At 44.7% G+C, this 26,155-nt stretch carries 21 protein-coding genes and 2 tRNA genes; 19 read left to right on the top strand and 4 right to left on the bottom strand.

From position 1 onward, the window contains the following. Positions 1-101 precede the first annotated feature (101 nt). From glmM to AAC853_RS03155, 14 genes are all read left to right on the top strand, one after another. Entirely contained in the window at positions 102-1,439 is a 1,338-nt protein-coding gene (gene glmM / locus AAC853_RS03215; protein WP_340613674.1) for a phosphoglucosamine mutase, read from the top strand. A gap of 179 nt (positions 1,440-1,618) precedes the next feature. Further along, the gene (secG, locus tag AAC853_RS03210; protein WP_273559214.1) at positions 1,619-1,957 is read left to right on the top strand and encodes a preprotein translocase subunit SecG; all 339 of its coding nucleotides are present in this window, start codon (positions 1,619-1,621) and stop codon (positions 1,955-1,957) included. A gap of 75 nt (positions 1,958-2,032) precedes the next feature. After that, a tRNA-Leu gene (locus AAC853_RS03205) sits at positions 2,033-2,122 on the top strand. A 58-nt stretch (positions 2,123-2,180) separates the two neighbouring features. After that, a tRNA-Met gene (locus AAC853_RS03200) sits at positions 2,181-2,257 on the top strand. Positions 2,258-2,483: 226 nt separating this feature from the next. After that, positions 2,484-2,936, top strand: coding sequence for a ribosome maturation factor RimP (gene rimP, locus AAC853_RS03195; RefSeq protein ID WP_189758678.1), 453 nt, complete (start codon positions 2,484-2,486; stop codon positions 2,934-2,936). A 21-nt stretch (positions 2,937-2,957) separates the two neighbouring features. After that, a complete protein-coding gene (gene nusA, locus AAC853_RS03190) occupies positions 2,958-4,466 on the top strand; it encodes a transcription termination factor NusA (RefSeq protein WP_338883603.1) in 1,509 nt (502 codons plus the stop codon). 25 nt (positions 4,467-4,491) lie between these two features. Beyond that, positions 4,492-7,260, top strand: a complete 2,769-nt coding sequence (infB, locus tag AAC853_RS03185; protein WP_273559211.1) for a translation initiation factor IF-2 — start codon at positions 4,492-4,494, stop codon at positions 7,258-7,260. Between the two features lie 74 nt (positions 7,261-7,334). After that, the gene (gene rbfA / locus AAC853_RS03180; RefSeq protein WP_338883602.1) at positions 7,335-7,745 is read left to right on the top strand and encodes a 30S ribosome-binding factor RbfA; all 411 of its coding nucleotides are present in this window, start codon (positions 7,335-7,337) and stop codon (positions 7,743-7,745) included. Beyond that, complete coding sequence (truB, locus tag AAC853_RS03175) at positions 7,745-8,686, top strand: tRNA pseudouridine(55) synthase TruB (RefSeq protein ID WP_189758692.1); 942 nt, start codon at positions 7,745-7,747, stop codon at positions 8,684-8,686. The genes rbfA and truB overlap by 1 nt, the downstream gene beginning before the upstream one ends. A 174-nt stretch (positions 8,687-8,860) precedes the next feature. Continuing rightward, positions 8,861-9,130, top strand: coding sequence for a 30S ribosomal protein S15 (rpsO, locus tag AAC853_RS03170; protein ID WP_189758682.1), 270 nt, complete (start codon positions 8,861-8,863; stop codon positions 9,128-9,130). Positions 9,131-9,387: 257 nt separating this feature from the next. Next, on the top strand, positions 9,388-11,526 hold the full coding sequence (gene pnp, locus AAC853_RS03165; RefSeq protein ID WP_338883601.1) for a polyribonucleotide nucleotidyltransferase: 2,139 nt from the start codon (positions 9,388-9,390) through the stop codon (positions 11,524-11,526). A gap of 183 nt (positions 11,527-11,709) precedes the next feature. Then, the gene (nlpI, locus tag AAC853_RS03160) at positions 11,710-12,594 is read left to right on the top strand and encodes a lipoprotein NlpI (RefSeq protein ID WP_338883600.1); all 885 of its coding nucleotides are present in this window, start codon (positions 11,710-11,712) and stop codon (positions 12,592-12,594) included. Positions 12,595-12,694: 100 nt separating this feature from the next. Further along, entirely contained in the window at positions 12,695-12,775 is an 81-nt protein-coding gene (gene yrbN, locus AAC853_RS17765) for a protein YrbN (RefSeq protein ID WP_120211369.1), read from the top strand. Then, the gene (locus AAC853_RS03155; protein WP_338883599.1) at positions 12,765-14,657 is read left to right on the top strand and encodes a DEAD/DEAH family ATP-dependent RNA helicase; all 1,893 of its coding nucleotides are present in this window, start codon (positions 12,765-12,767) and stop codon (positions 14,655-14,657) included. The genes yrbN and AAC853_RS03155 overlap by 11 nt, the downstream gene beginning before the upstream one ends. 129 nt (positions 14,658-14,786) lie before the next feature. On the opposite strand, the gene AAC853_RS03150 is transcribed toward AAC853_RS03155, so the two are convergent. Together AAC853_RS03150 and tnpA are read right to left on the bottom strand one after the other, a co-directional pair. Then, entirely contained in the window at positions 14,787-15,179 is a 393-nt protein-coding gene (locus AAC853_RS03150; protein WP_340613673.1) for a hypothetical protein, read from the bottom strand. Between the two features lie 143 nt (positions 15,180-15,322). Then, entirely contained in the window at positions 15,323-15,739 is a 417-nt protein-coding gene (tnpA, locus tag AAC853_RS03145; protein WP_338805343.1) for an IS200/IS605 family transposase, read from the bottom strand. 22 nt (positions 15,740-15,761) lie between these two features. Between tnpA and AAC853_RS03140 the strand changes: the two genes are divergently transcribed. After that, positions 15,762-16,970 carry an RNA-guided endonuclease InsQ/TnpB family protein gene (locus tag AAC853_RS03140; protein WP_340613672.1) on the top strand — a complete coding sequence of 403 codons (1,209 nt, stop codon included), beginning with the start codon at positions 15,762-15,764 and terminating at the stop codon, positions 16,968-16,970. Between the two features lie 170 nt (positions 16,971-17,140). Here the strand turns inward: AAC853_RS03140 and AAC853_RS03135 are convergent, their stop codons facing one another. Further along, positions 17,141-20,224, bottom strand: coding sequence for an inverse autotransporter beta domain-containing protein (locus AAC853_RS03135; RefSeq protein ID WP_340613671.1), 3,084 nt, complete (start codon positions 20,222-20,224; stop codon positions 17,141-17,143). Positions 20,225-21,374: 1,150 nt separating this feature from the next. On the opposite strand from AAC853_RS03135, the gene AAC853_RS03130 reads away from it, so the two are divergent. From AAC853_RS03130 to AAC853_RS03115, 4 genes are all read left to right on the top strand, one after another. Further along, a complete protein-coding gene (locus AAC853_RS03130; protein ID WP_340613670.1) occupies positions 21,375-22,346 on the top strand; it encodes an HlyD family secretion protein in 972 nt (323 codons plus the stop codon). A 123-nt stretch (positions 22,347-22,469) separates the two neighbouring features. Beyond that, entirely contained in the window at positions 22,470-23,624 is a 1,155-nt protein-coding gene (locus tag AAC853_RS03125; protein ID WP_338883595.1) for an ABC transporter permease, read from the top strand. Next, positions 23,614-24,786 (top strand): ABC transporter permease, encoded by a 1,173-nt coding sequence (locus AAC853_RS03120; RefSeq protein WP_340613669.1) that lies wholly within the window; start codon positions 23,614-23,616, stop codon positions 24,784-24,786. Before AAC853_RS03125 ends, AAC853_RS03120 begins: the two co-directional genes overlap by 11 nt. A 355-nt stretch (positions 24,787-25,141) precedes the next feature. Further along, entirely contained in the window at positions 25,142-25,651 is a 510-nt protein-coding gene (locus tag AAC853_RS03115; RefSeq protein WP_340613668.1) for a GNAT family N-acetyltransferase, read from the top strand. Here AAC853_RS03115 and AAC853_RS03110 read toward each other — a convergent pair. Then, on the bottom strand, positions 25,632-25,970 hold the full coding sequence (locus AAC853_RS03110; RefSeq protein WP_422824172.1) for a GIY-YIG nuclease family protein: 339 nt from the start codon (positions 25,968-25,970) through the stop codon (positions 25,632-25,634). The two genes, AAC853_RS03115 and AAC853_RS03110, sit on opposite strands and share 20 nt — an antisense overlap. Positions 25,971-26,155: the final 185 nt, after the last annotated feature.

Below are 26,155 nucleotides of genomic sequence, written 5' to 3'. Positions count from 1 at the left end.
ATAGAATACAGAGTTTGTAGAATACAGAGTTTGTAAAGAACATGGTGTCAGCAAAAAACGCTGAGAGCAAAAGATTCGTTCAGCAAAGGAAAAAGAAATTTATGAGTAACCGTAAATATTTTGGTACTGACGGTATCCGTGGCAGAGTGGGAAATACTCCAATTACTCCTGATTTTGTATTAAAACTTGGTTGGGCCGCGGGAAAAGTGCTGGCGCGTCATGGTTCTCGAAAAATCATCATTGGTAAAGATACCCGAATCTCAGGTTATATGTTGGAATCTGCCCTCGAAGCTGGATTGGCGGCTGCGGGATTATCGGCATCTTTTACCGGTCCAATGCCCACTCCTGCGGTGGCATATCTGACACGTACTTTTCGTGCAGAAGCTGGCATTGTTATTTCTGCTTCCCACAACCCTTACTATGATAACGGCATTAAATTTTTCTCCATTGACGGGACTAAATTACCGGATGATGTTGAAGAAGCGATTGAAGGAGAAATGGAAAAACCTCTAACTTGTGTGGAATCTGCTGAGTTAGGGCGAGCGAGTCGGATCGTTGATGCTGCGGGTCGTTACATTGAGTTTTGTAAAGGGACATTCCCCAGTGAACAAAGTTTAAGTGGGTTGAAAGTTGTTTTGGATTGCGCCAATGGTGCGACCTACCATATTGCCCCGAATGTGCTCAGAGAGCTGGGAGCGGAGGTGATTACCATTGGTTGTGAACCTAATGGCATCAACATCAATGAAGAATGTGGTGCAACAGATGTTCGTTTATTGCAACAGCGCGTATTGGAAGAACAGGCGCACGTTGGGCTGGCATTTGATGGCGATGGTGACCGTATCATCATGGTTGATCATCTGGGGCAAAAAGTTGATGGCGATCAGATCCTTTATATCATTGCACGTGAAGCATTGAGACAAGGACAGCTACGTGGTGGTGCAGTGGGTACGTTGATGAGCAATATGGGGCTAGAGTTGGCATTGAAACAGCTTGGCATTCCATTTGAACGTGCGAAAGTTGGCGACCGCTATGTGCTGGAGAAATTGCAGGAAAAAGGCTGGCGTCTGGGGGCAGAAAATTCAGGCCATGTGATTTTGCTAGACAAAACCACAACAGGAGATGGCATTGTGGCTGGGTTGCAAGTCTTGAGTGCAATGGTACGCAATAATATGAACCTGCATGATCTGTGCAGTGGCATGAAACTTCTGCCACAAATTTTGGTTAACGTTCGCTTTGCAGGTAATGCCGATCCTCTGCAATCAGAATCAGTTCTTGAAACCGTAAAATCAGTTGAGACTGAATTAAATGGCCGTGGTCGTGTTCTGCTGCGTAAATCAGGTACAGAACCATTGATTCGTGTCATGGTGGAAGGTGAAGATGAAGAGCAAGTCACGGCATTGGCGCATCGTATTGCTGATGCTGTGAAAAAAATCGGTTGATTTGTTGATTTTTTACTCGAACAGCGCCAGGATTTAAAATTAATCTTGCGTGTCTGATACGCTTTGGTTAGTATTCACACCCGCTCAATAAGTTAATTTTTCTAATTTTGTGAGCGGGTGATGCAACATAAGGTCGCTATGAAATTGTGGTAAACACCACGAGGAAACGGGTACAACATATGTATGAAGCTCTTTTAGGTATATTCTTGCTGGTTGGCATCGGGCTAATAGCTCTGGTTCTGCTACAGCAGGGTAAAGGTGCTGATATGGGTGCTTCTTTCGGCGCGGGTGCATCTAACACGCTATTTGGTTCATCGGGTTCCGGTAATTTTATGACCCGCATGACAGCGGTTTTTGCCACGTTGTTCATTGTTATCAGTTTGATTCTTGGTAACATGACCAGCAACAAAACGGGTTCTGGCAGCAAATGGGATAACCTTGCCGATCCTGTGAAAGTTGAAAAACAGGCAGAAGTTCCGGTAACGCCAGCAAAACCAAATAGTGATATCCCACAGTAACAGAATTGAAATAGGATTGTTGGTTTTAACGATGTGTTTAGATAACCATTAAAATAACAAACCTATAAAATCAGTGCCGAGGTGGTGAAATTGGTATACACGCTACCTTGAGGTGGTAGTGCCTAAACAACGGGCGTACGGGTTCAAGTCCCGTCCTCGGCACCATTAATCTAGAAACTTGCGTTTTTAGTATTATCAGCGTAAGATTTGCCACGTTTTCGAACGCGGGATGGAGCAGCATGGTAGCTCGTCGGGCTCATAACCCGAAGGTCGTCGGTTCAAATCCGGCTCCCGCAACCACTTCTTAACAACCTGTATCTTTTCAACAGAAATAATTCAGCAGCCATTGAAATATCGATCCCTGATTTGACAGGTTGCTTTGGAAGGTATAGAAAAGAAGTAGGTTGAGACCGCTGGCAGTAAATAGGGTCCAGTTGCATAAAGCCCCGGGTGTCGGGGTTTTTTGTTATTTGACAGCAGAATTACTGGGCTAATATAGCCCTTTTTTTATGTCTTGGGGGTGGGCTTGTCCACATTAGAGCAAAAATTAACAGAGATAATTTCAGCACCAGTTGAAGCTTTGGGTTTTGAATTAGTTGGCCTGGAGTTTATTCGCGCTCGTGTATCAACGCTGCGGGTCTATATCGATAGTGAGGAGGGTATCACTGTTGATAATTGTGCTGATGTTAGCCACCAGGTCAGTGCAGTGCTTGATGTTGAAGATCCGATTCCAGGGCTTTATAACCTGGAAATATCTTCACCAGGGCTTGAACGTCCACTGTTTAAGGCTGAACATTACCAGCGCTTTATTGGTGAAGATGTCAGTTTGGTTTTACGCATGGCAATGCAGAACCGTCGCAAATGGCAAGGTATCATCAAGTCAGTTGATGGTGAAATGATTACGGTTACGGTGGATGGAAAAGACGAAGTGTTCGCACTGAGCAACATCCAGAAAGCGAACCTGGTACCCCACTTTTAAAGTTCGGATGAGGCAACTAGGATGAATAAAGAAATTCTGGCTGTTGTGGAAGCGGTTTCTAATGAAAAATCACTCCCTCGCGAAAAAATCTTCGAAGCATTAGAGATTGCACTGGCGACAGCCACCAAGAAAAAGTATGAGCAGGAAATCGACGTCCGCGTTTGTATCGATCGTAAATCAGGTGATTTTGATACCTTCCGTCGCTGGTTAGTTGTTGACGAAGTGACTCAGCCAACGCGCGAAATTACGCTGGAAGCGGCAAAATTTGATAACCCAGAGATTGAACTGGGTGGTTATATTGAAGATCAAATTGAATCAGTGACCTTTGACCGCATTACGACTCAAACGGCAAAACAGGTTATTGTACAGAAAGTACGTGAAGCTGAGCGTGCGATGGTTGTTGATCAATTCCGTGAGCAGCAAGGCGAAATCGTGACCGGTCAGGTCAAAAAAGTGAACCGCGAAAATATTACCTTGGATTTAGGTAATAATGCTGAAGCGGTCATTTTACGTGAAGATATGTTGCCACGGGAAAACTTCCGCCCAGGTGACCGCGTGCGTGGTGTTCTGTATGATGTTCGTCCTGAAGCGCGTGGGGCACAGCTTTTCATTACTCGTTCTCGTCCTGAGATGTTGGTTGAGTTGTTCCGCATCGAAGTGCCTGAGATCGGTGAAGAGATCATTGAGATCAAAGCGGCTGCTCGTGATCCGGGTTCCCGTGCAAAGATCGCAGTGAAAACCAACGACAAGCGTATTGATCCTGTTGGCGCCTGTGTTGGTATGCGTGGTGCGAGGGTACAAGCCGTTTCCAGTGAACTGGGCGGTGAAAGAATTGACATTGTGTTGTGGGACGATAACCCTGCGCAGTTTGTCATTAATGCAATGGCTCCGGCAGATGTTGCATCTATTGTGGTTGACGAAGACAGCTGTACTATGGATGTTGCCGTAGAAAACAGTAATCTTGCTCAGGCGATTGGACGTAATGGTCAGAACGTTCGTCTGGCGGCGCAACTGTTGAAAAAACATCGTGGTGATGACAAATGGGAACTCAATGTCATGACTGCGGAAGAGCTACAAGCAAAACATCAGGCAGAAGCACATGCTTCTATTGATACATTTACTAAGCATCTCGACATTGATGAAGATTTCGCCACTGTATTGGTCGAGGAAGGTTTCTCTACACTAGAAGAACTGGTTTATGTGCCAATCAATGAACTTCTGGCAGTAGAGGGCCTTGATGAAGAAACCGTTGAAGTTCTTCGTGAACGTGCTAAAGCGGCCTTGACGACGCTGGAACTGGCTCAGAAAGAGAGTCTTGGTGATCAGCAACCTGCCGAAGATTTATTGAATCTGCCTGGCATGGAGCGTACTTTGGCGTTTAACCTGGCTGCCCGTGGCATCTGCACTCTGGAAGATCTTGCCGAGCAGGGTATCGACGACTTATCTGATATCGAAGGACTGAATGATGAGAAAGCAGGAGAACTCATTATGGCGGCCCGAAATATCTGTTGGTTTGGCGATGATGCATAAATAAACTGTAGCAGGAAGGAACAGAATGACAGAGGTAACCGTAAAAATACTGGCAGAAGAGATCCAGACATCGGTGGAACGTCTAATCCAGCAATTTGCTGATGCTGGCATTCAGAAAACCGCAACTGACTCTGTTTCCCAGAAAGAAAAAGAAGCTTTGCTGGCTCACCTGAACCGCGAACAAGGCGGTTCTGGCGGTCAGCCAGGTAAATTGACACTACAGCGTAAAACGCGCAGTACACTGAACGTTCCTGGCACCGGTGGCAAAAGTAAATCGGTAGCGATTGAAGTCCGCAAAAAACGCACATATGTAAACCGCGATGCCATTGAACAGGCTAAAGCGGAAGAGCAGGCAAAGCGTGAGGCGGAAGAGCAGGCTCGGCGCGAGGCAGAAGAGAAGGCGCGGCTTGAAGCTGAAGCGAAAAAACTCGCGGAAGAGCAAGCTAAACGTGAAGCTGAAGAAAAGGCAAAACGTGAAGCGGAAGAGAGCGCTCGACGTGAAGCAGAAGAAAAAGCCAAACGTGAAGAGGCTAAACTGTCTCAGCGTGAGGCGGCGGAAAAAGAAAAAGTGACTAAGCAACATACCGAAAACAATCAAAAATCAGTTCAGAATCATTCTGCCGCGCTAAATGAAAAAGCGCGTCGTGAGGCTGAAGCTGCAACTTTAAAACGTAAAGCTGAAGAAGAAATGCGCCGTAAGGTGGAAGAGGAAGCGAAACGTGTTGCAGAAGAAGCGCGTCGAATGGCAGAGGAGAACCAAGACAAATGGTCTTATGACTCTGATAACAGTGACAATAGTGACTACCACATAACCACTTCCCGCTATGCCCGTGATGCGGAAGATGAAAATGACGCCAAAGTAGAAGGCGATCGTCGTTCCCGCTCCCGCGGCGGTAAATCCCGCCAGAAGAAGAATAATAAACATTCTGAATCGAAAGCTGATCGCGAAGAAGCTCGTGCTGTGGGTCGTACCAAAGGTAAGCAACGTAAGCCTAGTGCTTTACAACAGAGCTTCACGAAACCTGTTGCTGCGGTTAACCGCGACGTTGTGATTGGTGAGACAATTACTGTTGCCGAACTGGCTAACAAAATGGCCGTTAAAGGTGCTCAGGTCATTAAGACCATGATGAACATGGGCGCAATGGTCACCATCAACCAAGTGATCGACCAAGAAACCGCGCAACTGGTTGCCGAAGAAATGGGGCACAAAGTTATCCTGCGTCGTGAAAACGAACTGGAAGAAGCGCTGATGAGCGATCGTGATACGGGTGAAACACAGGCGGAACCTCGTGCGCCAGTTGTGACCATCATGGGGCACGTTGACCACGGTAAAACTTCTCTGCTGGACTATATTCGTTCCACTAAAGTGGCGTCTGGCGAGGCAGGTGGTATTACCCAGCACATTGGTGCGTATCATGTGAAAACTGAAAAAGGCATGATCACTTTCCTGGATACCCCAGGCCATGCTGCGTTTACCTCCATGCGTGCACGTGGTGCAAAAGCAACAGATATCGTTGTTCTGGTTGTCGCAGCGGATGATGGTGTGATGCCACAGACCGTAGAAGCTATCCAGCATGCTAAAGCGGCCAACGTACCTGTTGTTGTTGCTGTGAACAAGATCGATAAACCAGAAGCTGATCCGGATCGCGTGAAGAATGAATTATCGCAATACGGCATCATTTCAGAAGAGTGGGGCGGTGAAAACCAGTTCATCAATGTATCTGCTAAAGCTGGTATTGGTATCGATGAGTTGTTGGAAGCCATTTTGCTTCAATCTGAAGTGCTTGAACTGAAAGCGGTACGCACTGGTATGGCGAATGGTGTGGTCATTGAATCCTTCCTGGATAAAGGCCGCGGCCCAGTTGCAACCATTCTGGTTCAATCCGGTACGCTGAACAAAGGCGATATCGTTCTGTGTGGCTTCGAATATGGCCGTATCCGTGCGATGCGTAACGAACTTGGCCGTGAAGTGACCTCGGCTGGCCCATCTATCCCAGTGGAAATTTTGGGGCTGTCCAATGTGCCATCTGCGGGTGATGAAGCAACTGTTGTTCGTGATGAGAAAAAAGCGCGTGAAGTGGCCTTGTATCGTCAGGGTAAATTCCGCGAAGTGAAATTGGCTCGTCAGCATAAAGCTAAGTTGGAAAATATCTTCGCTAACTTAGAAGAAGGCAAGGTATCTGAACTGAACATTGTTCTGAAAACGGATGTTCAAGGTACATGTGAAGCAATCAGTGATTCACTGCTGAAATTGTCTACTGATGAAGTTAAAGTGAAAATCATCGGTTCTGGTGTGGGTGGTATCACTGAAACTGATGCGACACTGGCAGCGGCATCTGAAGCAATTATTCTGGGCTTTAACGTTCGTGCTGATGCTTCTGCACGCCGTATCATTGAAAACGAAAACCTGGATCTACGTTACTATTCCGTTATCTATAACCTGATTGATGAGATCAAACAGGCGATGAGCGGTATGCTGGCACCAGAATACAAACAGCAGATCATGGGTCTTGCCGAAGTTCGTGATGTATTTAAGTCACCGAAATTTGGTGCGATTGCGGGTTGTATGGTGACAGAAGGTTCCATCAAGCGTAATAATCCGATCCGCGTACTGCGTGATAACGTTGTTATTTACGAAGGTGAGTTGGAATCCTTGCGTCGCTTTAAGGATGACGTTAACGAAGTCCGTAATGGTATGGAATGTGGTATCGGTGTGAAGAACTACAATGATGTTCGCGTTGGTGACATGATTGAAGTCTTTGAAGTGATTGAAGTTAAACGCTCCATCGATTAATACCGTTATTTATCAATAGATTCATTCCATTCTTGGGGGGCTTCATGCCCCCCAAAATGTCAGGAGATATAACAATGGCAAGAGAATTTAGTCGTACTCAGCGCGTTGCACAGGAAATGCAAAAAGAAATTGCCATCATTTTACAGCGTGAAATCAAAGATCCCCGTATTGGAATGGCGACAGTCTCTGGTGTTGAGGTTTCTCGCGATCTGGCTTATGCCAAAGTATTTGTTACCTTTCTGAATGTGCTGGTGGATGGGCATGATTCAGAGATGGTTAAAGAGGGTATCAAGGCATTGAACGAAGCCTCTGGTTTTATTCGTTCCCTGCTGGGTAAAGCGATGCGCCTGCGTATCATTCCTGAACTGACATTCTCTTATGACAGTTCTTTGGTGGAAGGGATGCGGATGTCGAATTTGGTTAGTAACGTCGTTAAAAACGATGAGAAGCGTCGCGCATTTGCGGATCACAATGAGGAAAAATGATGGGGCGCCGTCGTAGAGGCCGTGCTATACACGGTGTACTGTTGCTGGATAAGCCGCAGGATATTTCCTCCAATGATGCGTTACAGAAAGTCAGACGTATTTTCAATGCCAGTAAGGCGGGCCATACTGGTGCGTTGGATCCATTAGCGACAGGCATGTTGCCGATTTGTCTGGGGGAAGCGACTAAGTTTTCCCAATTCTTGCTGGATTCTGACAAACGCTATCGTGTGATTGCCCGTTTAGGGCAGCGCACGGATACGTCGGATTCACATGGAACAATCATCAGTGAGCGTGACGTAAAAATCACCGAATCTCAGCTTAATGCTGCATTGGAGCAATTCCGTGGTGATACCATGCAGGTTCCTTCCATGTACTCTGCATTGAAACATCAAGGAAAACCGCTATACGAATATGCCCGTCAGGGAATTGAAGTGGAGCGGGAAGCGCGTCCTATCACTGTTTATGAATTGCAATTCATTCGCTGGGAAGGGAATGAATTGGAATTGGAAATACACTGTTCCAAGGGAACTTACATCCGTACCATCATTGATGATTTAGGGGAGCTTTTGGGCTGTGGCGCGCATGTCATTTATCTGCGTCGTTTGCAGGTTGCCAACTATCCCAATCAAAGAATGGTAACGTTGGAACAGTTATATGAGTTAAAACAACAGGCTGAAGATCAAGAAATTGAGGCGTGGGAATTGCTTGATCCATTATTGTTACCCATGGATACCGCCGTGGTTCATTTTCCTGTCATTCACTTAACATCTGTCGTTGCGTCGTATTTCAAACAAGGCCAGCCGGTTCGCAGCAAACATAATTTGGCTTCAGATGAATGGGTGAGGGTGACCGAAGGAGATGAAAATAAATTCATCGGCATTGCCATGATCGATGATGATGGACTCGTGGCTCCACGTCGTCTGGTTGTTGAAACGGAATAATGATAGCAATAGACAAGGAATTACAGCAGGTAAATTGAATTGGGGCGCAGAATGACGGTGATTGTGCTGTCTTGCGCTTCATCTATTTGCAGCGTAGAATACCGCGTCTGTACATGAGTGGCTGAATTAGAGATCGGCACTCGTCATTTTAAATTACTTATTTGGAGTTATACTATGTCTCTAAGTACTGCTGCAAAAGCGCAAATTATTGCTGAATTTGGCCGTGGCGCTAACGACAGTGGTTCCAGCGAAGTTCAGATCGCATTGCTGACTGCTGACATCAACCACCTGCAAGGCCACTTTGCAGAGCACAAAAAAGATCACCACAGCCGTCGTGGTCTGCTGAGAAAGGTTGCACAGCGTCGTAAGCAGCTGGACTACCTGAAGCGTAAAGATGTTGCACGCTATACTGCTCTGATTGAGCGTCTGGGACTGCGTCGCTAATTGATGAGTTTCAGTGGAAAGGGGCCTAATCGGGCCCCTTTTCTTCTAGAAAACGGAATTGATAGGTAACAGAAAATTTAATCCACTGTTTTTATACCGTTTCTAAAATTTGAACCTCTTCCGCTACAGTGACTCGCGCGGCTAATGAGAGTCCTCAAAGCAGTGAGCACTGTCATTAGTCGTGAGGGTGTAGCAAGAAGAAAAAATCCATTGTTGCCAGTTTCTTAAATTGGCAACACTAACAAAGGAAAATTATTTTGCTTAATCCGATTGTTCGTAAATTCCAGTATGGTCAGCACACTGTGACCATCGAAACTGGCATGATGGCTCGTCAGGCGACAGCTGCTGTTATGGTAAATATGGATGACACAGCGGTATTTGTCACCGTTGTCGGTCAAAAGAAAGTCAAAGCAGGTCAGGATTTCTTCCCTCTGACCGTTAACTATCAGGAGCGTACTTACGCTGCTGGCCGTATTCCGGGAAGTTTTTTCCGTCGCGAAGGCCGTCCGGGGGAAGGTGAAACATTAGTTGCCCGTCTTATCGACCGTCCTCTACGCCCTCTGTTTCCAGAAGGTTTCCTGAATGAAGTTCAAATCATCGCGACCGTCGTTTCTGTTAACCCACAAGTTAACCCTGATATCGTTGCCATGATCGGTTCTTCTGCTGCACTGGCATTGTCTGGTATCCCATTCAATGGCCCAATTGGTGCTGCACGCGTGGGTTATATTAACGATCAGTACGTACTGAACCCAACCAGTGATGAACTGAAACACAGCCGTTTGGATCTGGTCGTTGCAGGTACAAACAACGCGGTGCTGATGGTTGAGTCCGAAGCGGAACTGCTGACTGAAGAGCAAATGTTGGGTGCGGTTGTGTTTGGTCACGAGCAGCAACAGATTGTGATTGATAACATCAATGCACTGGCTGCTGAAGCAGGTAAAGAGAAATGGGACTGGGCGCCAGAGCCTGTTAATCAACCTCTGCACGATCGTATTGCAGAATTGGCTGAAAGTCGTCTGGGTGATGCTTATCGCATTACTGAGAAGCAGGAACGTTACGCTCAGGTTGATAATATCAAAGAAGAAGTCACTGCGGTTATCCTGGCAGAATTTGCAGAAAAAGGCGTTGAACTGGAAGAAACTGAGGTGCTTGAAGTTCTCGCTACTCTGGAGAAAAATGTTGTTCGTAGCCGTGTTCTGCGTGGTGAACCGCGTATTGATGGCCGTGAAAAAGACATGGTTCGTGCTCTTGACGTTCGCACAGGTGTGCTGCCACGTACTCATGGTTCATCCCTGTTTACCCGTGGTGAAACTCAGGCACTGGTAACAGCAACATTAGGCACAGAGCGTGATGCTCAAGTTATCGATGAGCTGATGGGTGAGCGTACCGATCGCTTCCTGTTCCACTATAACTTCCCTCCGTACTCTGTCGGTGAAACGGGTATGGTCGGTTCACCAAAACGTCGTGAAATTGGTCACGGTCGTCTGGCGAAACGTGGTGTATTGGCTGTGATGCCAGGCATCAACGAATTCCCATATACCGTTCGTGTGGTATCTGAAATTACTGAATCCAACGGTTCTTCCTCTATGGCTTCTGTCTGTGGTGCATCACTGGCGTTGATGGATGCCGGTGTACCGATTAAGGCAGCCGTTGCGGGTATCGCGATGGGGCTGGTGAAAGAAGGCGAAAACTTTGTTGTTCTGTCTGACATTTTGGGTGACGAAGATCACCTGGGTGACATGGACTTTAAAGTTGCGGGTAGCCGTGATGGTATCAGCGCATTGCAAATGGACATCAAAATCGAAGGTATCACCCGTGAAATCATGCAGATTGCGCTGAATCAGGCTAAAGGTGCTCGCTTGCATATTCTGAGTGTGATGGAGCAGGCAATTCATAGCCCACGCAATGATATTTCTGAATTTGCACCACGTATCCACACTATCAAGATCAATCCAGACAAGATCAAAGATGTGATTGGTAAAGGCGGTTCTGTGATCCGCGCATTGACGGAAGAAACCGGGACAACCATTGAAATTGAAGACGATGGTACAGTGAAGATTGCAGCGACTGACGGTGACAAAGCACGTCATGCTATCAGACGTATCGAAGAAATCACTGCGGAAGTTGAAGTGGGTCGTATTTATGCTGGTAAAGTAACTCGCATTGTTGATTTTGGTGCATTTGTTGCTATCGGTGGTGGTAAAGAAGGACTGGTACACATTTCTCAGATCGCTGAAAAACGTGTCGAGAAAGTCACTGATTATCTGCAAATTGGGCAAGAAGTTCCGGTGAAAGTGCTGGAAATTGATCGTCAGGGACGTATCCGCCTGAGCATGAAAGAAGCTGTGATTACCACTGATGTGGAACTGCAATCACCGGAATCATCAGTAGAATAAATTTGACGTAAAGAGCGGCGTCCTGTAAAAAGGGCGCCGTTTATCTCAGTAAATTTTGAATTATTGTTCTTAGTAATAGTTCGAAAGATGAGAGGGAGTTAATTTTGGGTAGGAAGCCTGAAATATACAATGTGGGTGGAGTAATAGGGCATTTTGATTGATGTCTGGCTTCGGGAGTGGGAAATGAATTCTTTTCTGCGCTGGTGTTATGTTGCGGCTATTTTTCTCCTTGTGGGATGTAGCGGCACTGGGTGGCGTAAAAATGAAGTTATTGCTATTCCATTACAACCGACATTGCAACAAGAGGTTATTCTGGCTCGTATGGAGCAAATACTTGCGAGTCGGTCACTGACGGAAGATGAATATGCACAGCTTTTATATGAACGAGGTGTGCTGTATGATAGCCTCGGGCTGAGGGCATTGGCACAGAATGATTTTTCAGTGGCTTTGTCTATCCGCCCTGATATTCCTGAAATTTTTAATTATTTAGGAATTTATTTTACGCAGGCAGGCAATTTTGATTCTGCCTATGAAGCGTTTGATTCTGTTTTAGAGCTTGATCCAACTTACAACTACGCGCGAATGAATCGCGGCATCTCACTGTATTACGGTGGCCGCTATCGATTGGCGCAGGATGATCTGCAGGCGTTTTATCAAGACGATCCAAATGATCCCTTCCGTTCGTTGTGGTTGTACCTTGTGGAAGACAAACTTGATCCTAAGGCTGCAATGACTAATTTGTCGCACCATTTTGACAAAGCGAATCGAGGGAGATGGGGCTGGAATATTGTTGAATTCTATTTAGGCAAAATCAGTGAAAAGACATTGATGGAACGCTTAAAGCAGGGTTCAACAGATAACACTTCGCTCGCTGAGCATCTCAGTGAAACTGACTTCTATTTAGGTAAACATTACCTAAGTCTGGGGGATGAGGATAGCGCTACTGCGTTATTCAAGCTGACGGTGGCTAACAATGTGCATAACTTTGTTGAGCACCGCTATGCATTGTTGGAATTGGCATTATTGGGCCAAAAACAAGATGACTTATCGGAATCGAACCAACAATAGCTGACGAACATTTTCACGACAGATTTTAAAGTCCACATCTCTGGAGATGAGGGCTTGTTTGTTCGTTTAATAACATAATTTGAGCCAGTTCACATTTTAAATGAAAATGACAGAAATTCTTTTCACTGTGTTATGTAGACTGGCCGCCATGATCAATGAGGCACCATTACATGACCACTGAGACTGAAATCTCTTTTGCTGATTTAGGTTTATCGGCACCTATCCTTTCTGCGTTGGGAGACTTGGGCTATGAGAAGCCTTCTCCTATTCAACAACAATGTATTCCTCACCTGCTGAGTGGCCGTGATGTGCTGGGTATGGCACAGACGGGCAGTGGTAAGACAGCTGCTTTCAGCTTGCCTTTATTGAATAACATTGACGCTGAACTTAAAGCGCCACAAATTCTTGTGTTAGCGCCAACCCGTGAACTGGCGGTGCAGGTTGCTGAAGCGTGTTCAGATTTTTCCAAACATATGCGCAATGTGAATGTTGTTGCACTTTACGGTGGACAGCGTTATGACGTTCAGTTACGTGCTTTGCGTCAGGGGCCACAAGTTGTGGTGGGTACACCAGGACGTTTGCTTGACCATCTGAAACGTGGCACATTGGATCTGTCCAACCTGAAAGGTTTGGTATTAGATGAAGCTGACGAAATGTTGCGTATGGGCTTTATCGAAGATGTTGAAAACATCATGAGCCAGATCCCTGCTGAACATCAAACCGCGCTGTTCTCTGCGACAATGCCAGAAGCGATCCGTCGTATCACCCGTCGTTTCATGAATGATCCACAGGAAGTTCGCATTCAGAGCAGTGTGACAAACCGTCCTGACATTAGCCAGAGCTACTGGTCTGTTTACGGAATGCGCAAAAATGAAGCGTTGGTGCGTTTCCTGGAAGCAGAAGATTTTGATGCTGCGATTATTTTCGTGCGTACCAAGAATGCAACGTTGGAAGTTGCAGAAACGCTGGAGCGTAACGGCTACAACTCCGCGGCACTGAATGGTGACATGAACCAGGCTCTGCGTGAACAGACACTTGAGCGCCTGAAAGATGGCCGTTTGGACATTCTGATTGCGACTGATGTTGCTGCTCGTGGTTTGGATGTTGATCGTATTAGCCTGGTGGTTAACTACGACATTCCAATGGATGCTGAATCTTATGTACACCGTATCGGTCGTACTGGTCGTGCGGGTCGTGCGGGTCGTGCGCTGTTGTTTGTTGAAAACCGCGAACGTCGTTTGCTGCGTAACGTTGAACGTACCATGAAACTGACCATCCCAGAGGTTGAACTGCCAAACGCAGAGCTTCTGAGCCAGCGTCGTCTGGAGAAATTTGCGGCTAATGTTCAGAATCAACTGGAAAGCAGCGATCTGGATCAATACCGCGCCTTGCTGTCTAAGCTGGGTACTGGCGATGAGCTGGATATGGAAACACTGGCAGCAGCCCTGCTGAAAATGGCACAAGGTGAGCGCCCACTTATTCTGCCACCTGATCCAGTGCGTCGTCCTCGCCGTGAATTCAACGAGCGTGATGATCGTCGTCGCAATGGCAATAGCAATGGCTTTGGTGAGCGTGACAGAGGTGATCGTCCTCGTCGTGAGCGTCGTGACGTGGGTGATATGGAACTGTATCGCATTGAAGTTGGCCGTGATGATGGTGTTGAAGTTCGCCATATTGTGGGCGCAATTGCAAATGAAGGTGATATCAGCAGCCGTTATATCGGTAATATCAAACTGTTTGCTACCCACTCTACGATTGAGTTGCCAAAAGGTATGCCAGGGGAGTTGCTGTCTCACTTCACCCGTACTCGTATTCTGAACAAGCCAATGAATATGCAGTTGATGGGAGACGCGCAACCCTTTGAGCGCCGTGAGCGTCGCGGTGGCCGCAATGGTAATGGCGGTAATGGTGGCAATGGTCCACGTCGTGACCGTGATGGTTTCGGTAATAACGGTGGTCGTCGTTTTAACAACGAACGTCGTGGTGGTGGTGAGCGTGGTTCTTTCCGTGGTCGCGGCAACGATGAAGCACCACGTCGCCGTCAAAGCAGTGGTAATGTATAAGCACTAATCATTCATTGAATGGCTTGATTCATCGTTGCGCTAAAAATATCGCAATGGTCAATTAAATAAAGCCCTTTCTCTTAACAGAGAAAGGGCTTTTTCTATTTATTTTTTTGATTTTATTAAATATTATTTCTTGGTAATACGTTTGCTTAATTCAGCGTTAGCCTCTGCATCTGAAAGTAAGCGTTCACCTTGATGAATAACGCTTTTTCTTAACTTACCTTTGAAACCAACGTGTGCCACTTCCTGCAAAATTCGCTCTTCCACAGGACACAATCCTCCTTCACTTTGATCTAGTGGATGAATCAGTACGCGGTGTTTACACTCAAAAAGCTGCTTAATTCCTCGCAGGAAGCCATGTTGATTGAGCAGAGTATTTAATTGAAACATCGCGTTATAAAAGTCACCGATCAGCAAACGTGGGGTACTGAAATGTCCCACAATCTCCAGTTCTAGCTGATTTTTGAGGTTCTTCAGGATCATTCGGTTGGTTTTAATTTTGAGATAAAAATCTGCCAAGCGCATTTCCTTATGTTTATTTTTTGTAGGGTTAAGAAATTATTATGCCTTAAGGGTGAGCAATTTAACCCCAATTCTTCTTTAAGAGATTTCAAATAGCGGCGATTCACTGGATACACTCATTATCAGGCGCGGTTTTCCGACTAACCTGGTGTTTTCTGCTGCTCAATGTATTGCCGGATGATCGAGATCGGCGCACCTCCGCAACTGCTTGCAAAATAGCTCGGTGTCCACAGAACGCCTTTGTAGTAATAGCGTAGAGCAATATCTGGACGGTCACGCCGAAGCAGCCTGCTGGAAACGCCTTTAAGACTGTTGACCAGATTCGATACTGCGAGCTTTGGCGGGTAGTTGATCAGCAAATGCACGTGGTCGTATTCGCCGTCCATTTCAACCAGTTCAACCCCAAAATCAGCACATACGCTGCTAAAGTAGCTGCGTAGCTTTTCGATGGCATCAAGATCGAATATCTTTCGTCGATACTTGGCGACGAATACCAAGTGGACGTGCATCAGGAAAACACCGTGTCTTCCGCGTCGACTATCAGTTTCTTTTGTCATAGACCAAAGTATAATGATAGTCATGAAACGACTTCAAGCCTTCAAATTCCAGTTAAGACCAAATGGTCAGCAGGAGCGCGATATGCGACGCTTCGCAGGGGCTTGTCGCTTCGTTTTTAACCGTGCACTGGCACTCCAGAATGAGAACCCTGAAGCAGGGAATAAATATCTCCCCTACACCAAAATGGCTTCATGGTTGATTGAGTGGAAATCCGTACCTGAAACACAATGGCTGAAAGAATCTCCCTCGCAACCGTTGCAGCAGTCACTGAAAGATCTGGAGCGCGGCTACAAAAATTTCTTCCAGAAGCGTGCTGCATTCCCCCGCTTCAAAAAACGTGGTCAACATGACTCATTCCGCTACCCGCAGGGCGTGAAGCTCGATCAGCCCAACAGTCGAATCTCGTTGCCAAAGTTAGGGTGGATAGGCTATCGCAACAGCCGTGAAGTCATTGGCGAAGTGAAAAACGTCACGGTCAGCCAGTCATGCGGCAAATGGTACGTCAGTATCCAGACTGAATACGAAGTGACTGACCCTGCTCACAATGCAGAATCAATGGTCGGACTGGATGCCGGAGTAACAAAACTTGCCACGCTTTCAGATGGCACGGTATATCAGCCAGTAAGCAGCTTCAAAGCAAACCAACGTAAGCTGGCAACACTCCAGCGGCAGTTGAGTCGCAAAGTAAAATTCAGCGCAAACTGGCAGAAACAAAAACGGAAAATCCAGTGTTTGCACTCACACATTGCCAATATCCGGCGCGACTACCTTCACAAAGTCACCAGTGAAATCAGCAAAAACCACGCGATGATCGTCATTGAAGACTTGAAGGTCAGTAACATGTCGAAATCGGCAAAAGGCACGGCAGAGAAGCACGGAAGAAACGTCAGAGGCAAATCAGGCTTGAACCGCTCGATACGGGATCAAGGCTGGCATGAAATGCGCCGTCAGCTTGAGTACAAGCAGCTCTGGCGCGGTGGTCAGGTAGTGGCGATACCTCCGGCATACACCAGCCAGCGGTGTGCCTGCTGTGGTCATACGGCGAAAGAAAACCGTCAGACGCAAAGTCAATTCGTGTGTCAGGTATGCGGCTACACCGCGAACGCGGATGTAAACGCCGCACGTAATATTTTAGCGGCAGGACATGCCATGCTTGCCTGTGGAGGGATGGTGCAGCCAGACCGCCCGTTGAAGCAGGAACCCACCGAGGTGAGTCAGGCTTCGGTCTGAACGCTGTAGGAATCCCCGCCCTTTAGGGCGGGGAGGATGTCAACAAAGGTGGAATTTAACACCGTAAAGAGGCGTTAACAGGGTAATGTATTGATAGGAATGGGAAAGAATTATCCGCCCCTTTGGGGCGGATGCTTTAACCAAGCAATGCAACTAACTGACAAGTAACGTTATTCTTCACAGATGACGTAATCATAGATTTTATCATTGATAACATGTTCAAATCCTTCGTCTATATTCACGGCGTAATGTTCATTTCTTCCTTTTTCGTCTTTTCCTACTGTGATAGAACGGTAGGATCGATGTTCGGGCCAACCCAGTAGATCGTGCATTGCATTGTTTGGATGGGCACGGTACAGAGCCATCAAATCTTCTTTTGTTGGCAATGTGCTATGTGTTTTCTTACAGTACCATGCGGCTCCTATTGCGTGACGGCGCGGCCATATTTCGCCACCTTCGGTATAAGTGTTCTCTGCGGATAAATGATCAGCCATTAGCTCTGCTTGCAATCGAGGGCGCTTAAAGACAACACCATTTTCAGCCACTACGGTATCAGGCATATGCCCCCAAAAATTAGCCACGGGAACGTCTGGGCTGGTAACCACAGTAAAAATGGCATCTTTAGTTTGTGAGGCAGCAGTGCCATCCGCCGAGATAGATAATGTCGTTTTCACGCCAATCCCGTTCGGATCGGTCACAGCAATAGACAAAACCCCTTGATCATCCGTGAAACCTTGGTATGTACCTGATTTGCCTCTCAATAAGGCCGTGATTTTCTCAGTAACATTCTGACGATTCAGTGCCTTGATAGCGTTAACTCTGACTGCGACATTTTGGACTGGCTGTTCATGATTTAGCGTTTTGATTGTCAGTATGATCGGTTCATGGTTTTTAACCTTATCAGCGCTTACTGTGATCGTCATGTCATCGGCTAGCCCTCTGACAGTACCTCCTTTTCCACCATCATGGGTGTGGTTTCCTTGATCGGCATTCATGCTGGTATCAACGCTCAGTGTATTGCCGATACGATCCATCGCATTTTTTGCCTGGACGGCAATCTCTTTCACCCTGCCGGCATCTGACAGTGTCAATGTATAGTCAGGGATTTTGCCCGATTCTGTTACTGTATGGCCTTTGGTCAGATCAATATTGCCCTTATTGCCCCATACATAGATCGATTTATCCGTTGGGTCGCCGTGATTAGGATTAAAGGTATAGGTTGCACTTAATTTCTGGCCCATCTCTAATTTGCCAGTTATGGCTAAATTTCTGACAATTGGCGCCTCAGGATGTACGAACATGATCTCAACGGGCTTAATGATAATACCCTCTACTTCTGGAGTGATTTTCAGTACCCCGATCTTTTTGCCAGCAGTGAGCTGGGATTCATAGATACCCGGTTGAACTTCTTTCATTTTATCGATCTTCGGATCGCTGCCACTTCCACTTAACCCACTTGAAGTTAATTTGATGTCTGAGGCAATTCCGCGGATAGGTTTGTCATCTTTATCTTTCAGGGTTAATGTCAGGAGGGTGGTGGCATGATCATCAGCCAATAGCTCTTTGTCTTTTGCTGAGAAGGTGGATTTACTCGCATTAACTACAGCGGGAAGCACTTGTACTTTCACTTCAGTCCGTTTGGATGTATTACCGTGCTCATCGTAAGCAATGGCTCCCACCGTGTAGGTGTTGTTGCCCTGAGATTGATATTTGGGCAAGGTCAACAGATAATGTGTGCCACCTTGGTGTTGGATATTACCGCCATTGGCAAAAAAGTCTGCTGCATCCCACTCAATATCTTTAAACCCATATTTGCTATTGACACTGATATGGAGAGGTTTGGTATCTCTTGCATAACCTATAATCAGGTTATCGATTGCCAGAGAAATCACTTCACGTTTGCGGTATTCCAAAACGATCTGGTTGTTGCGGTCGACTAAATCATAGCGGCTACCTTGCAGAGAACGCCTAAACGTTACGGCATCGGGATCAATCTGTTTGGCCCACGGTGTACCAATTTCATAACTCAGTTCGATATTGAACTGGGTTTCCCCATCACCAGACATATCTTGTTTGCGGTCAATACCGAAAGTCAACAATGGGATAGGTGTATAATTAACCCCGAAAGTGAAGGCAGCAGGATCTTTCTTGCGGTGATCTTTACTGATAAGACCGACCTCATCCCCGAAGTATTGCTCATACATCAACTTGCCACCGAATTGTGGTAACGAAGGCAAATAACCTTGCACTCTCAGGTCGAAGCCATTGGCAGGGCGTTCATCATAATCAGTTAAAAGGCGGGATTCTTTCCAATTACTTAAGCGAATATAGCCGTTAGCCGCCAATTTCAGGTAATTGCGGGCGTATTCTGCGCCAAGGCCGAGTCGGCTATTATCGCCGGTGATATCGTGGTCAAAGAAAGCATTGTAGCCCAGCATCCAGTCATCGAAAAAATGGCGTTGTCCAAAGCCAATATTGGCGGTATTGCGTTTATCAATATGACGTAGGCCGAACTGGGTAAAAAACATCTGACGATAGGTATCATACAACGGCAATAACATATCAAATTGGCTGTCACTCAAATGGCCATGATTATCCATATTGAGTTGTACACGCGTTGTGCCATAGAGTCCCAGCCAATTTTGAATTTTCTGATTGGCTTCTCCCACTGCCAGACTGCTTAATTGACTTGCGGCATTATTTTTAATGTCACCACTGGCCAGCAACTGGCCAATGCGAGAGGAAATCTCAGCCAGGTGGTTAGAATCTTTGGCTGTGTTGTCTGTAATAGACGTCTTATCTTCTGTAGCGGTTTTGTCTAATGAAGAGGGCTTTAATGAAGATTGTTTTAATAAAGGCTGTTTTGATGAAGATATTTTTAATGAGGAATAATTAAAAGGCAGAAATTTATTGTTACGAGGTTTTGGAACATCAATCTCACTACCCACTCCGAGTGCGGTAAAAGGCTTCTCAAAGGTACGCAATTGATTGATTTTTTTTAAATCGGAGACAGTTAAACCATAACGTTTGGCGATGCTCTTGACTGTTTCCCCTGATTTCAGGACATAACTCTCTGTTGGTAAAACCCATTTTTCATTTTGAAAAGTTGAGGGCGTTTTGGCCGCAACGATCACGGGGGTGAATGCGCCAGCAATTGGGAATGCGAGTTGAGCCATAATGTTCACCCAAGCTACACGTTGCACCACACTTTGCTGTTTATGTAACAACTGCGGCTGATCAGATTTTTTGTTCATATCTATAGACCTGTAACAATAAAAAATACCATGCGATAGCCAACAGTAAACCTATCCATTTCAGGATATTATTTTCTGTTTACTGCCTGCCATAAATCGTTTAATCAGGATAAAAAATGCCATATCAGTGCACAATAAAGGGATGACAACATGGCATTACCTGATTTTGGATATTACAAAATAGTTAAAAAAATTTACTTATTAGTTAACAATAAGATTATTGATCTGCTATTTTGTCTTTGTGTGGTTTTTTATTCCAGCATAAAATCATTTTTTGATCAATATAACTTTCGTTATCGATACATTCTGAATTAGGTTGATATTAAAACCCTGTTTTATTTAAATAATTAAGTAAAAATAAATAGTTATCATTTTGTTTTGCATTATATTGATGCTTTTTCAGATTTAGAATAAAGGAAGAATTAAGCATAAGGGAACATGATGGATCGCTATTTATTTTTTCATAGGATCAACTTAATAGTTCATTATTAAAATGAATCTTTTTTGAGAGTGTTTGAAACGGCAAAATAACAGTTATTTTTTACTTTATTAATATATGAGAATTTATAGCAATAATTATAATATGCAATTTTATTGCATAATTAATTCCTATTTTTCACAGTTCTTTTATTCCATTTTTTTATTATCAATAGTTATCCTGGATGAAAAAGGATTATAGAGACTAATTCATTCTGGTTATCAAATTAATTAATATTAAATTTATTTAACTAATTATTTTTATGATTACTATTCAGTTTTATATGATTATACCAATCTAACTTTAAGATGCGTGTGATTTCTCCCCGAGAAGCGGGGAGAAATCAGGTTTCATATCGTGTTGTAAACTGCAACTTGAAGTTTAATGCGTATATGTGCTAAATGTTTTGTGTTTGTTAAAAAATATCATACTATTATTATAAAGGTTTATAGCGATATGACCTTTTTTTATTAAAATTAATTGGCTTATGGAAAGATTTATAACTGACAAGGGCATTTTTCCCAGAGATGCTAAGATTTAGGCAGTGGAGAGTGTTTAGGCTGGATTAAAACCTCTACTCAACTTTTACTGATACGGTAACTGGTATTGAATTAGGATCTTGATGGTATTAAGAATTTGACCTGACAGTACGCTTAGGGCTTGCAGAACATAATGAAGAAAAGAACACTTTTCACAATTTTACTGATTATTTTTCTAATCGCAATGGCAGTGCTTTTCCGTTCCCACAGCCAGGAACTCTTGTTGCAAGGAGAGGTTGATGCGCCGGAAGTGATTATTGCGTCCAAAGCCATGGGGCGAGTCATTAAAGTTCATGTTGAACGAGGAGAAAGTGTCAAAGTCGGGCAACTGATGGTGAGTCTTGATAGCCCTGAACTGGCGGCTAAAGTTGCCGCAGCGCAAGCTGTACGTGATCAAGCTAAAGCAAAACTTGAATTATCCCTGCATGGGACTCGTGAGGAGAACATTCGAAATTTAGAAGCTATTCTTGCCCAGGCTCAATCAGGATACATCAATGCACAGCGTGAATTTAATCGTCTCAAAAATATGTCAACCAACGGCTATATATCTGCCAGTGATCTAGATAATGCGCGCAACGCACGGGATATTGCCTATCAAAAAATGCTGGGTGCTAAAGCTGATCTGGATGCAGGAAAAAATGGTGACCGCATAGAGTTGAGACAGCAGTTCCAGGCAGCATTGGATGAAGCGGAAGAAAAACTGCGTGAACTGAAAATACAGCATGATGATCTGCAAGTCAAAGCGCCTGTTGAGGGTGAAATTGGGCCATTGCCAGCAGAAGTTGGGCAACTTTTTAATGCTAATAGTCCGTTGGCGACATTGGTACGTATTTCACAGGCTTATTTTGTCTATAACCTGCGTGAAGATATTTTGGCGCACGTTCGCAAGGGAGACAAAATTAAATTACGTGTACCTGCACTGGGTAATAAAGAGATAGAAGCTGAAATTCGTTATATCGCCCCGATGGGGGATTATGCGACGAAACGTGCAACTCGAGCGACGGGAGATTTTGACCTGAGAACGTTTGAGGTTCGGCTATATCCATTGCAACCCGTTGATGGCTTACGTCCGGGCATGAGTGCCTTATGGCTTTGGAATAAGTAAGGTATATACCAATCTAACTTCAATATGCGTGTGATTTCTTCCCGCTTCGCGGGGAGAAATCAGGTTTCATATCCTGTTGTAAATTGCAACTTGAAGTTTAATGCGTATAAATAAGGGCGCCAGATGAAGAGAAAAGCTGCGTGGAGCAGTTTTGAACAGGAATTTACGCGAGAATTTAGTATTGCGTTGCACAGCCCGGTTTTTCACTGGTTAGGATGGCTGTTCCCTTTGCTACTGTTTATCTTAATTAGTGCTAATTTTTCAGAAGGAACACTGTTTAATTTGCCTGTCTCGGTCGTGGATAATGACCACAGTGTGCTGTCACGCACCTTTATCCGTAACCTGAATGCCGCCCCTCATGCAAATATCAAGTCTTATGACAATAGCTTGCCAGAATCTATAGAACGTTTGCGCAGAGCGCAGGATTACTCTCTACTTTATATTCCAGAAGATTTTGAAAAAGATGCGTTAAGTGGAAAACGGCCGATGGTGAGTATGTATTACAATGCTTTGTTTTATGGTGCAGGTCGCTACTCGACTCAGGATTTCAGCGGATTGGTGGCGGAAACGAATGCAAAATATCGCGCAATTATTGCCTCCGAAATCGGCCGGCAGTTACCGCCATTAGCGAAAGCGACTATGTCCTATGACAGCTTGTTTAACGCCAGTGGCAGTTATATTTATTACCAGCAATTTGCGGCAACCATTCATTTATTACAACTTTTTGTCGTCACATGCACCATTTACATCATGGCCAGGGGAAGCCAGCTCTTGGAAGCCAAAGATTTCGTTGGGGCATTGTTGGGAAAACTGGCGCCTTATACCTTGATGTTTACACTGCTATTGATGGTAGAAATTACAATACTGGTTATTTCTTCGGGAGCAAAAGTCGCGGGTAATCCAGTGTACATGCCTATCGTAGGATTTTTTTATGTGATTGCCGCGCAAAGCATTGGCCTATTGCTGTTTTCCTTCACCAACAGTGTCATAACGGCCTACACCTTGATTGGGATGTTGGTCAGTATTGCGATGACATTTTCTGGTATGCTCGTCCCCGTACTTTCTATGGTATGGCCCGCAAGAGTTATCTCTGCTCTTGAGCCATTAACCTATGCTTTGCAGGCTATGTTTGACATCTTCCTGCGGGAAGTATCACTACAAGTTATTGTGTCTGTTTGCCTGATATTGATGATCTATCCTGTGGTTTGTGGCCTTTTGATTCGCAATCGCTTGTGGAAGCGACTTAATCAATCAGAGGAAACCGTTAATGGCAAATAATGGGCAAACAAATTGGACGTTGTATTGGCAAACACTGCGCGATGTATTTTTGGGGATGCTGGAAAAACCCATGTGGTTGCTATTGATGGTTTCATTATGTGTCATGAGCCTGGTTTACATTCGTCCTTCTGTGTGGGACTTACCAATCGCAGTGATCGATAATGATCACAGCTATGCGAGCCGCATGCTAATCCGTAATATTAACGCCATGCCAAAAGTAGCCCCTAAGATCTATAATAATCTTGATAATGCCCGTCGTGACATGTTACAGCGAACCATCTTTGCCATTATCATTGTGCCGGTGGACTTTGAAAAACGTTTACTGAGTGGACAGAATGTTACTGTGCCGGTTTATGGTGATGCGACAAATCGTCTTGCCAATGGGCAGATTCAACACGATTTAGCGTTGGCTTATCAACAACTTTTGGCAGAATACAATGGTAAATTACTTTTACAATCGGGTTTCAGCATTGAGCAGGTGAAAACCTTGCTACAACCGATTCGGAGTGAAACTATTGGGTTATTTAATCCCGGAGTCAGCTATGCTGCAATCATATTTCCTGGTTTATTGGTCATGCTGTTGCAACACTCCTTGTTAGTTGCTTGTGTTCGCGTCAGTATTACCCTACGGGAAACCCCTAAAGGTAACCCACCGCTGCCCGTCTATTTAGGAACATTGTCTGCTTTGATCCCGATCTGGCTATTTCTGTCAGTGATCTTTTTTATTCTGTGGCCGTGGATATTGGGGTATCGGCAAGATGCACCGATTTATCTCGTGCTCTTACTGACATTCCCATTCCTGTTGGCGGTATTGGGATTGGGAAAATTGGTGACAGAATGCTTGCGTAGCGTGGAAATGATTTATTTAACGTTGGCTTTTATTACCACGCCAATCTTCTATATTTCTGGCACAATTTGGCCGCTTCAGGCGATGCCTGATTGGGTCAGAGTCATTTCATCGGCCCTGCCATCGACATGGGCAACAAAAGCGATAGCAGGGGTTAACCAGATGGAATTACCATTGCACAATGTGTACAAAGATATCGGTATGATGCTGTTGCTTGGCGTGATGTACATGGTGTTGGGTATTTTAGTTGGTATGCTGCGTAATAAAGAATTTAGCTGTATCATCCAGCGCATTAAGCAATTTTTTTCATCATAATACTCATAAAATCACAGCCATAAAGAAACAAACAGGGATATTTGATCATTCAAATATTACATGTTGGCAGGGCTGTTGCGATCCGTTCTGTAGACGTTTTTTAATAAGGAATTTATCATCGAATTTCCCATTGTAAGCAACGCTTTTTCTCTTTAATCTCCTGATACATTGTTTTTCTGCATCGTTTGTGGGTTGAAGGGAATACCAAATTGGGACTACATGTGAAAAATCAGATGGATTCCATGAGAGCGGGATCTATGCCATCCATCCTTCGCTTTGGTCTATTGCGTTTGGCTGGATTGATCAAAGCGGGACAGAAAGAGGGCGCTGATCAGAACGATCGCGTGTTATCGTCATGTTAATCAGGGTCGAAATTCCTGTCGATGCTATGGGGATTGATCGTTTGCTGCGTCAATCTTTTGAAACATCGGCAGAAGCTGAGTTAATTCATCAACTAAGAGAAGATGGTTTATTGACATTAGGTATTGTTGCGACCGACGATGAAGGCCATGTGATTGGTTATGCCGGTTTCGCGCCTGTTGATATCAATGGTGAAGATCATCAATGGGTAGGTTTGGCACCATTGGCGGTGGCGGAACAATATCGTAGTCATGGTCTTGGTGAACAATTGGTTTATGAAGGACTGGATAGTCTGAACGAGTTTGGCTATGGAGCGGTTGTTGTGCTGGGGGAGCCTGAGTACTACTCCCGTTTTGGATTTAAACTTGCCCATCAATATCAAGTTCATTGCCAATGGCCTGATTGCGAGAGTTACTTTTTGATCTATCCCCTGGCTGATATTGTTCAGGAAGACTGTCACGGACTGGTTACTTACCCTGCCCACTTTAATCATCTGTGGGCATAACCTGAGTGAAAAATTTCTCAGATAAACCGATTTTGGTTAAATAAGTTATTATGCAGATAGGCTGGTCAATAACTAGCCTTTCTTTTTGCTGCTTACTCAGTTTTTTCACGTGATATTCCACTTTCAATGCCACCCCTTTATCCCCTATCTGACTTTGATAGACCAACATTAAGGGATCCCGCCCTCTTAGGTACTTTGCACCTTTTCCGGCTGCATGTTGCCTAAATCGACGAGATATATTGGTCGTTATTCCGGTATACAGACTGCCATCCCGTGTTCTGATCAGATAGATAGACCAATTAGATACGTTAATATTCATTATTTATTTTTAATTATTTTAATAAGTTAATTTATGTGTGGAATTAATTCACATTTCAGTGATAAGTGTAATTATAAGCCAGATTTTTGATGATTTATAAATATAACAAAATGAATTTATTAAAATATATTCTATTTGTTAACCAATGTTAGTATTTTTTGTTCAAAAAAATTGAAAAAATATAG

Origin of the sequence: Xenorhabdus thailandensis, assembly GCF_037996785.1 — a bacterium.
GTDB lineage: Bacteria > Pseudomonadota > Gammaproteobacteria > Enterobacterales > Enterobacteriaceae > Xenorhabdus > Xenorhabdus griffiniae.
The sequence above is the reverse complement of the archived record's forward strand: the minus strand, read 5'-3'. Positions and strand labels throughout refer to the sequence as shown.

Coding starts and splice junctions, on each gene's coding strand:
- glmM (WP_340613674.1), top strand. CDS start 102: ATGAGTAACCGTAAATATTTTGGTACTGACGGTATCCGTGGCAGAGTG.
- secG (WP_273559214.1), top strand. CDS start 1,619: ATGTATGAAGCTCTTTTAGGTATATTCTTGCTGGTTGGCATCGGGCTA.
- nusA (WP_338883603.1), top strand. CDS start 2,958: ATGAATAAAGAAATTCTGGCTGTTGTGGAAGCGGTTTCTAATGAAAAA.
- infB (WP_273559211.1), top strand. CDS start 4,492: ATGACAGAGGTAACCGTAAAAATACTGGCAGAAGAGATCCAGACATCG.
- rbfA (WP_338883602.1), top strand. CDS start 7,335: ATGGCAAGAGAATTTAGTCGTACTCAGCGCGTTGCACAGGAAATGCAA.
- truB (WP_189758692.1), top strand. CDS start 7,745: ATGGGGCGCCGTCGTAGAGGCCGTGCTATACACGGTGTACTGTTGCTG.
- rpsO (WP_189758682.1), top strand. CDS start 8,861: ATGTCTCTAAGTACTGCTGCAAAAGCGCAAATTATTGCTGAATTTGGC.
- nlpI (WP_338883600.1), top strand. CDS start 11,710: ATGAATTCTTTTCTGCGCTGGTGTTATGTTGCGGCTATTTTTCTCCTT.
- yrbN (WP_120211369.1), top strand. CDS start 12,695: ATGAAAATGACAGAAATTCTTTTCACTGTGTTATGTAGACTGGCCGCC.
- AAC853_RS03155 (WP_338883599.1), top strand. CDS start 12,765: ATGACCACTGAGACTGAAATCTCTTTTGCTGATTTAGGTTTATCGGCA.
- tnpA (WP_338805343.1), bottom strand. CDS start 15,739: ATGACAAAAGAAACTGATAGTCGACGCGGAAGACACGGTGTTTTCCTG.
- AAC853_RS03140 (WP_340613672.1), top strand. CDS start 15,762: ATGAAACGACTTCAAGCCTTCAAATTCCAGTTAAGACCAAATGGTCAG.
- AAC853_RS03135 (WP_340613671.1), bottom strand. CDS start 20,224: ATGAACAAAAAATCTGATCAGCCGCAGTTGTTACATAAACAGCAAAGT.
- AAC853_RS03130 (WP_340613670.1), top strand. CDS start 21,375: ATGAAGAAAAGAACACTTTTCACAATTTTACTGATTATTTTTCTAATC.
- AAC853_RS03125 (WP_338883595.1), top strand. CDS start 22,470: ATGAAGAGAAAAGCTGCGTGGAGCAGTTTTGAACAGGAATTTACGCGA.
- AAC853_RS03120 (WP_340613669.1), top strand. CDS start 23,614: ATGGCAAATAATGGGCAAACAAATTGGACGTTGTATTGGCAAACACTG.
- AAC853_RS03115 (WP_340613668.1), top strand. CDS start 25,142: ATGTTAATCAGGGTCGAAATTCCTGTCGATGCTATGGGGATTGATCGT.
- AAC853_RS03110 (WP_422824172.1), bottom strand. CDS start 25,970: ATGAATATTAACGTATCTAATTGGTCTATCTATCTGATCAGAACACGG.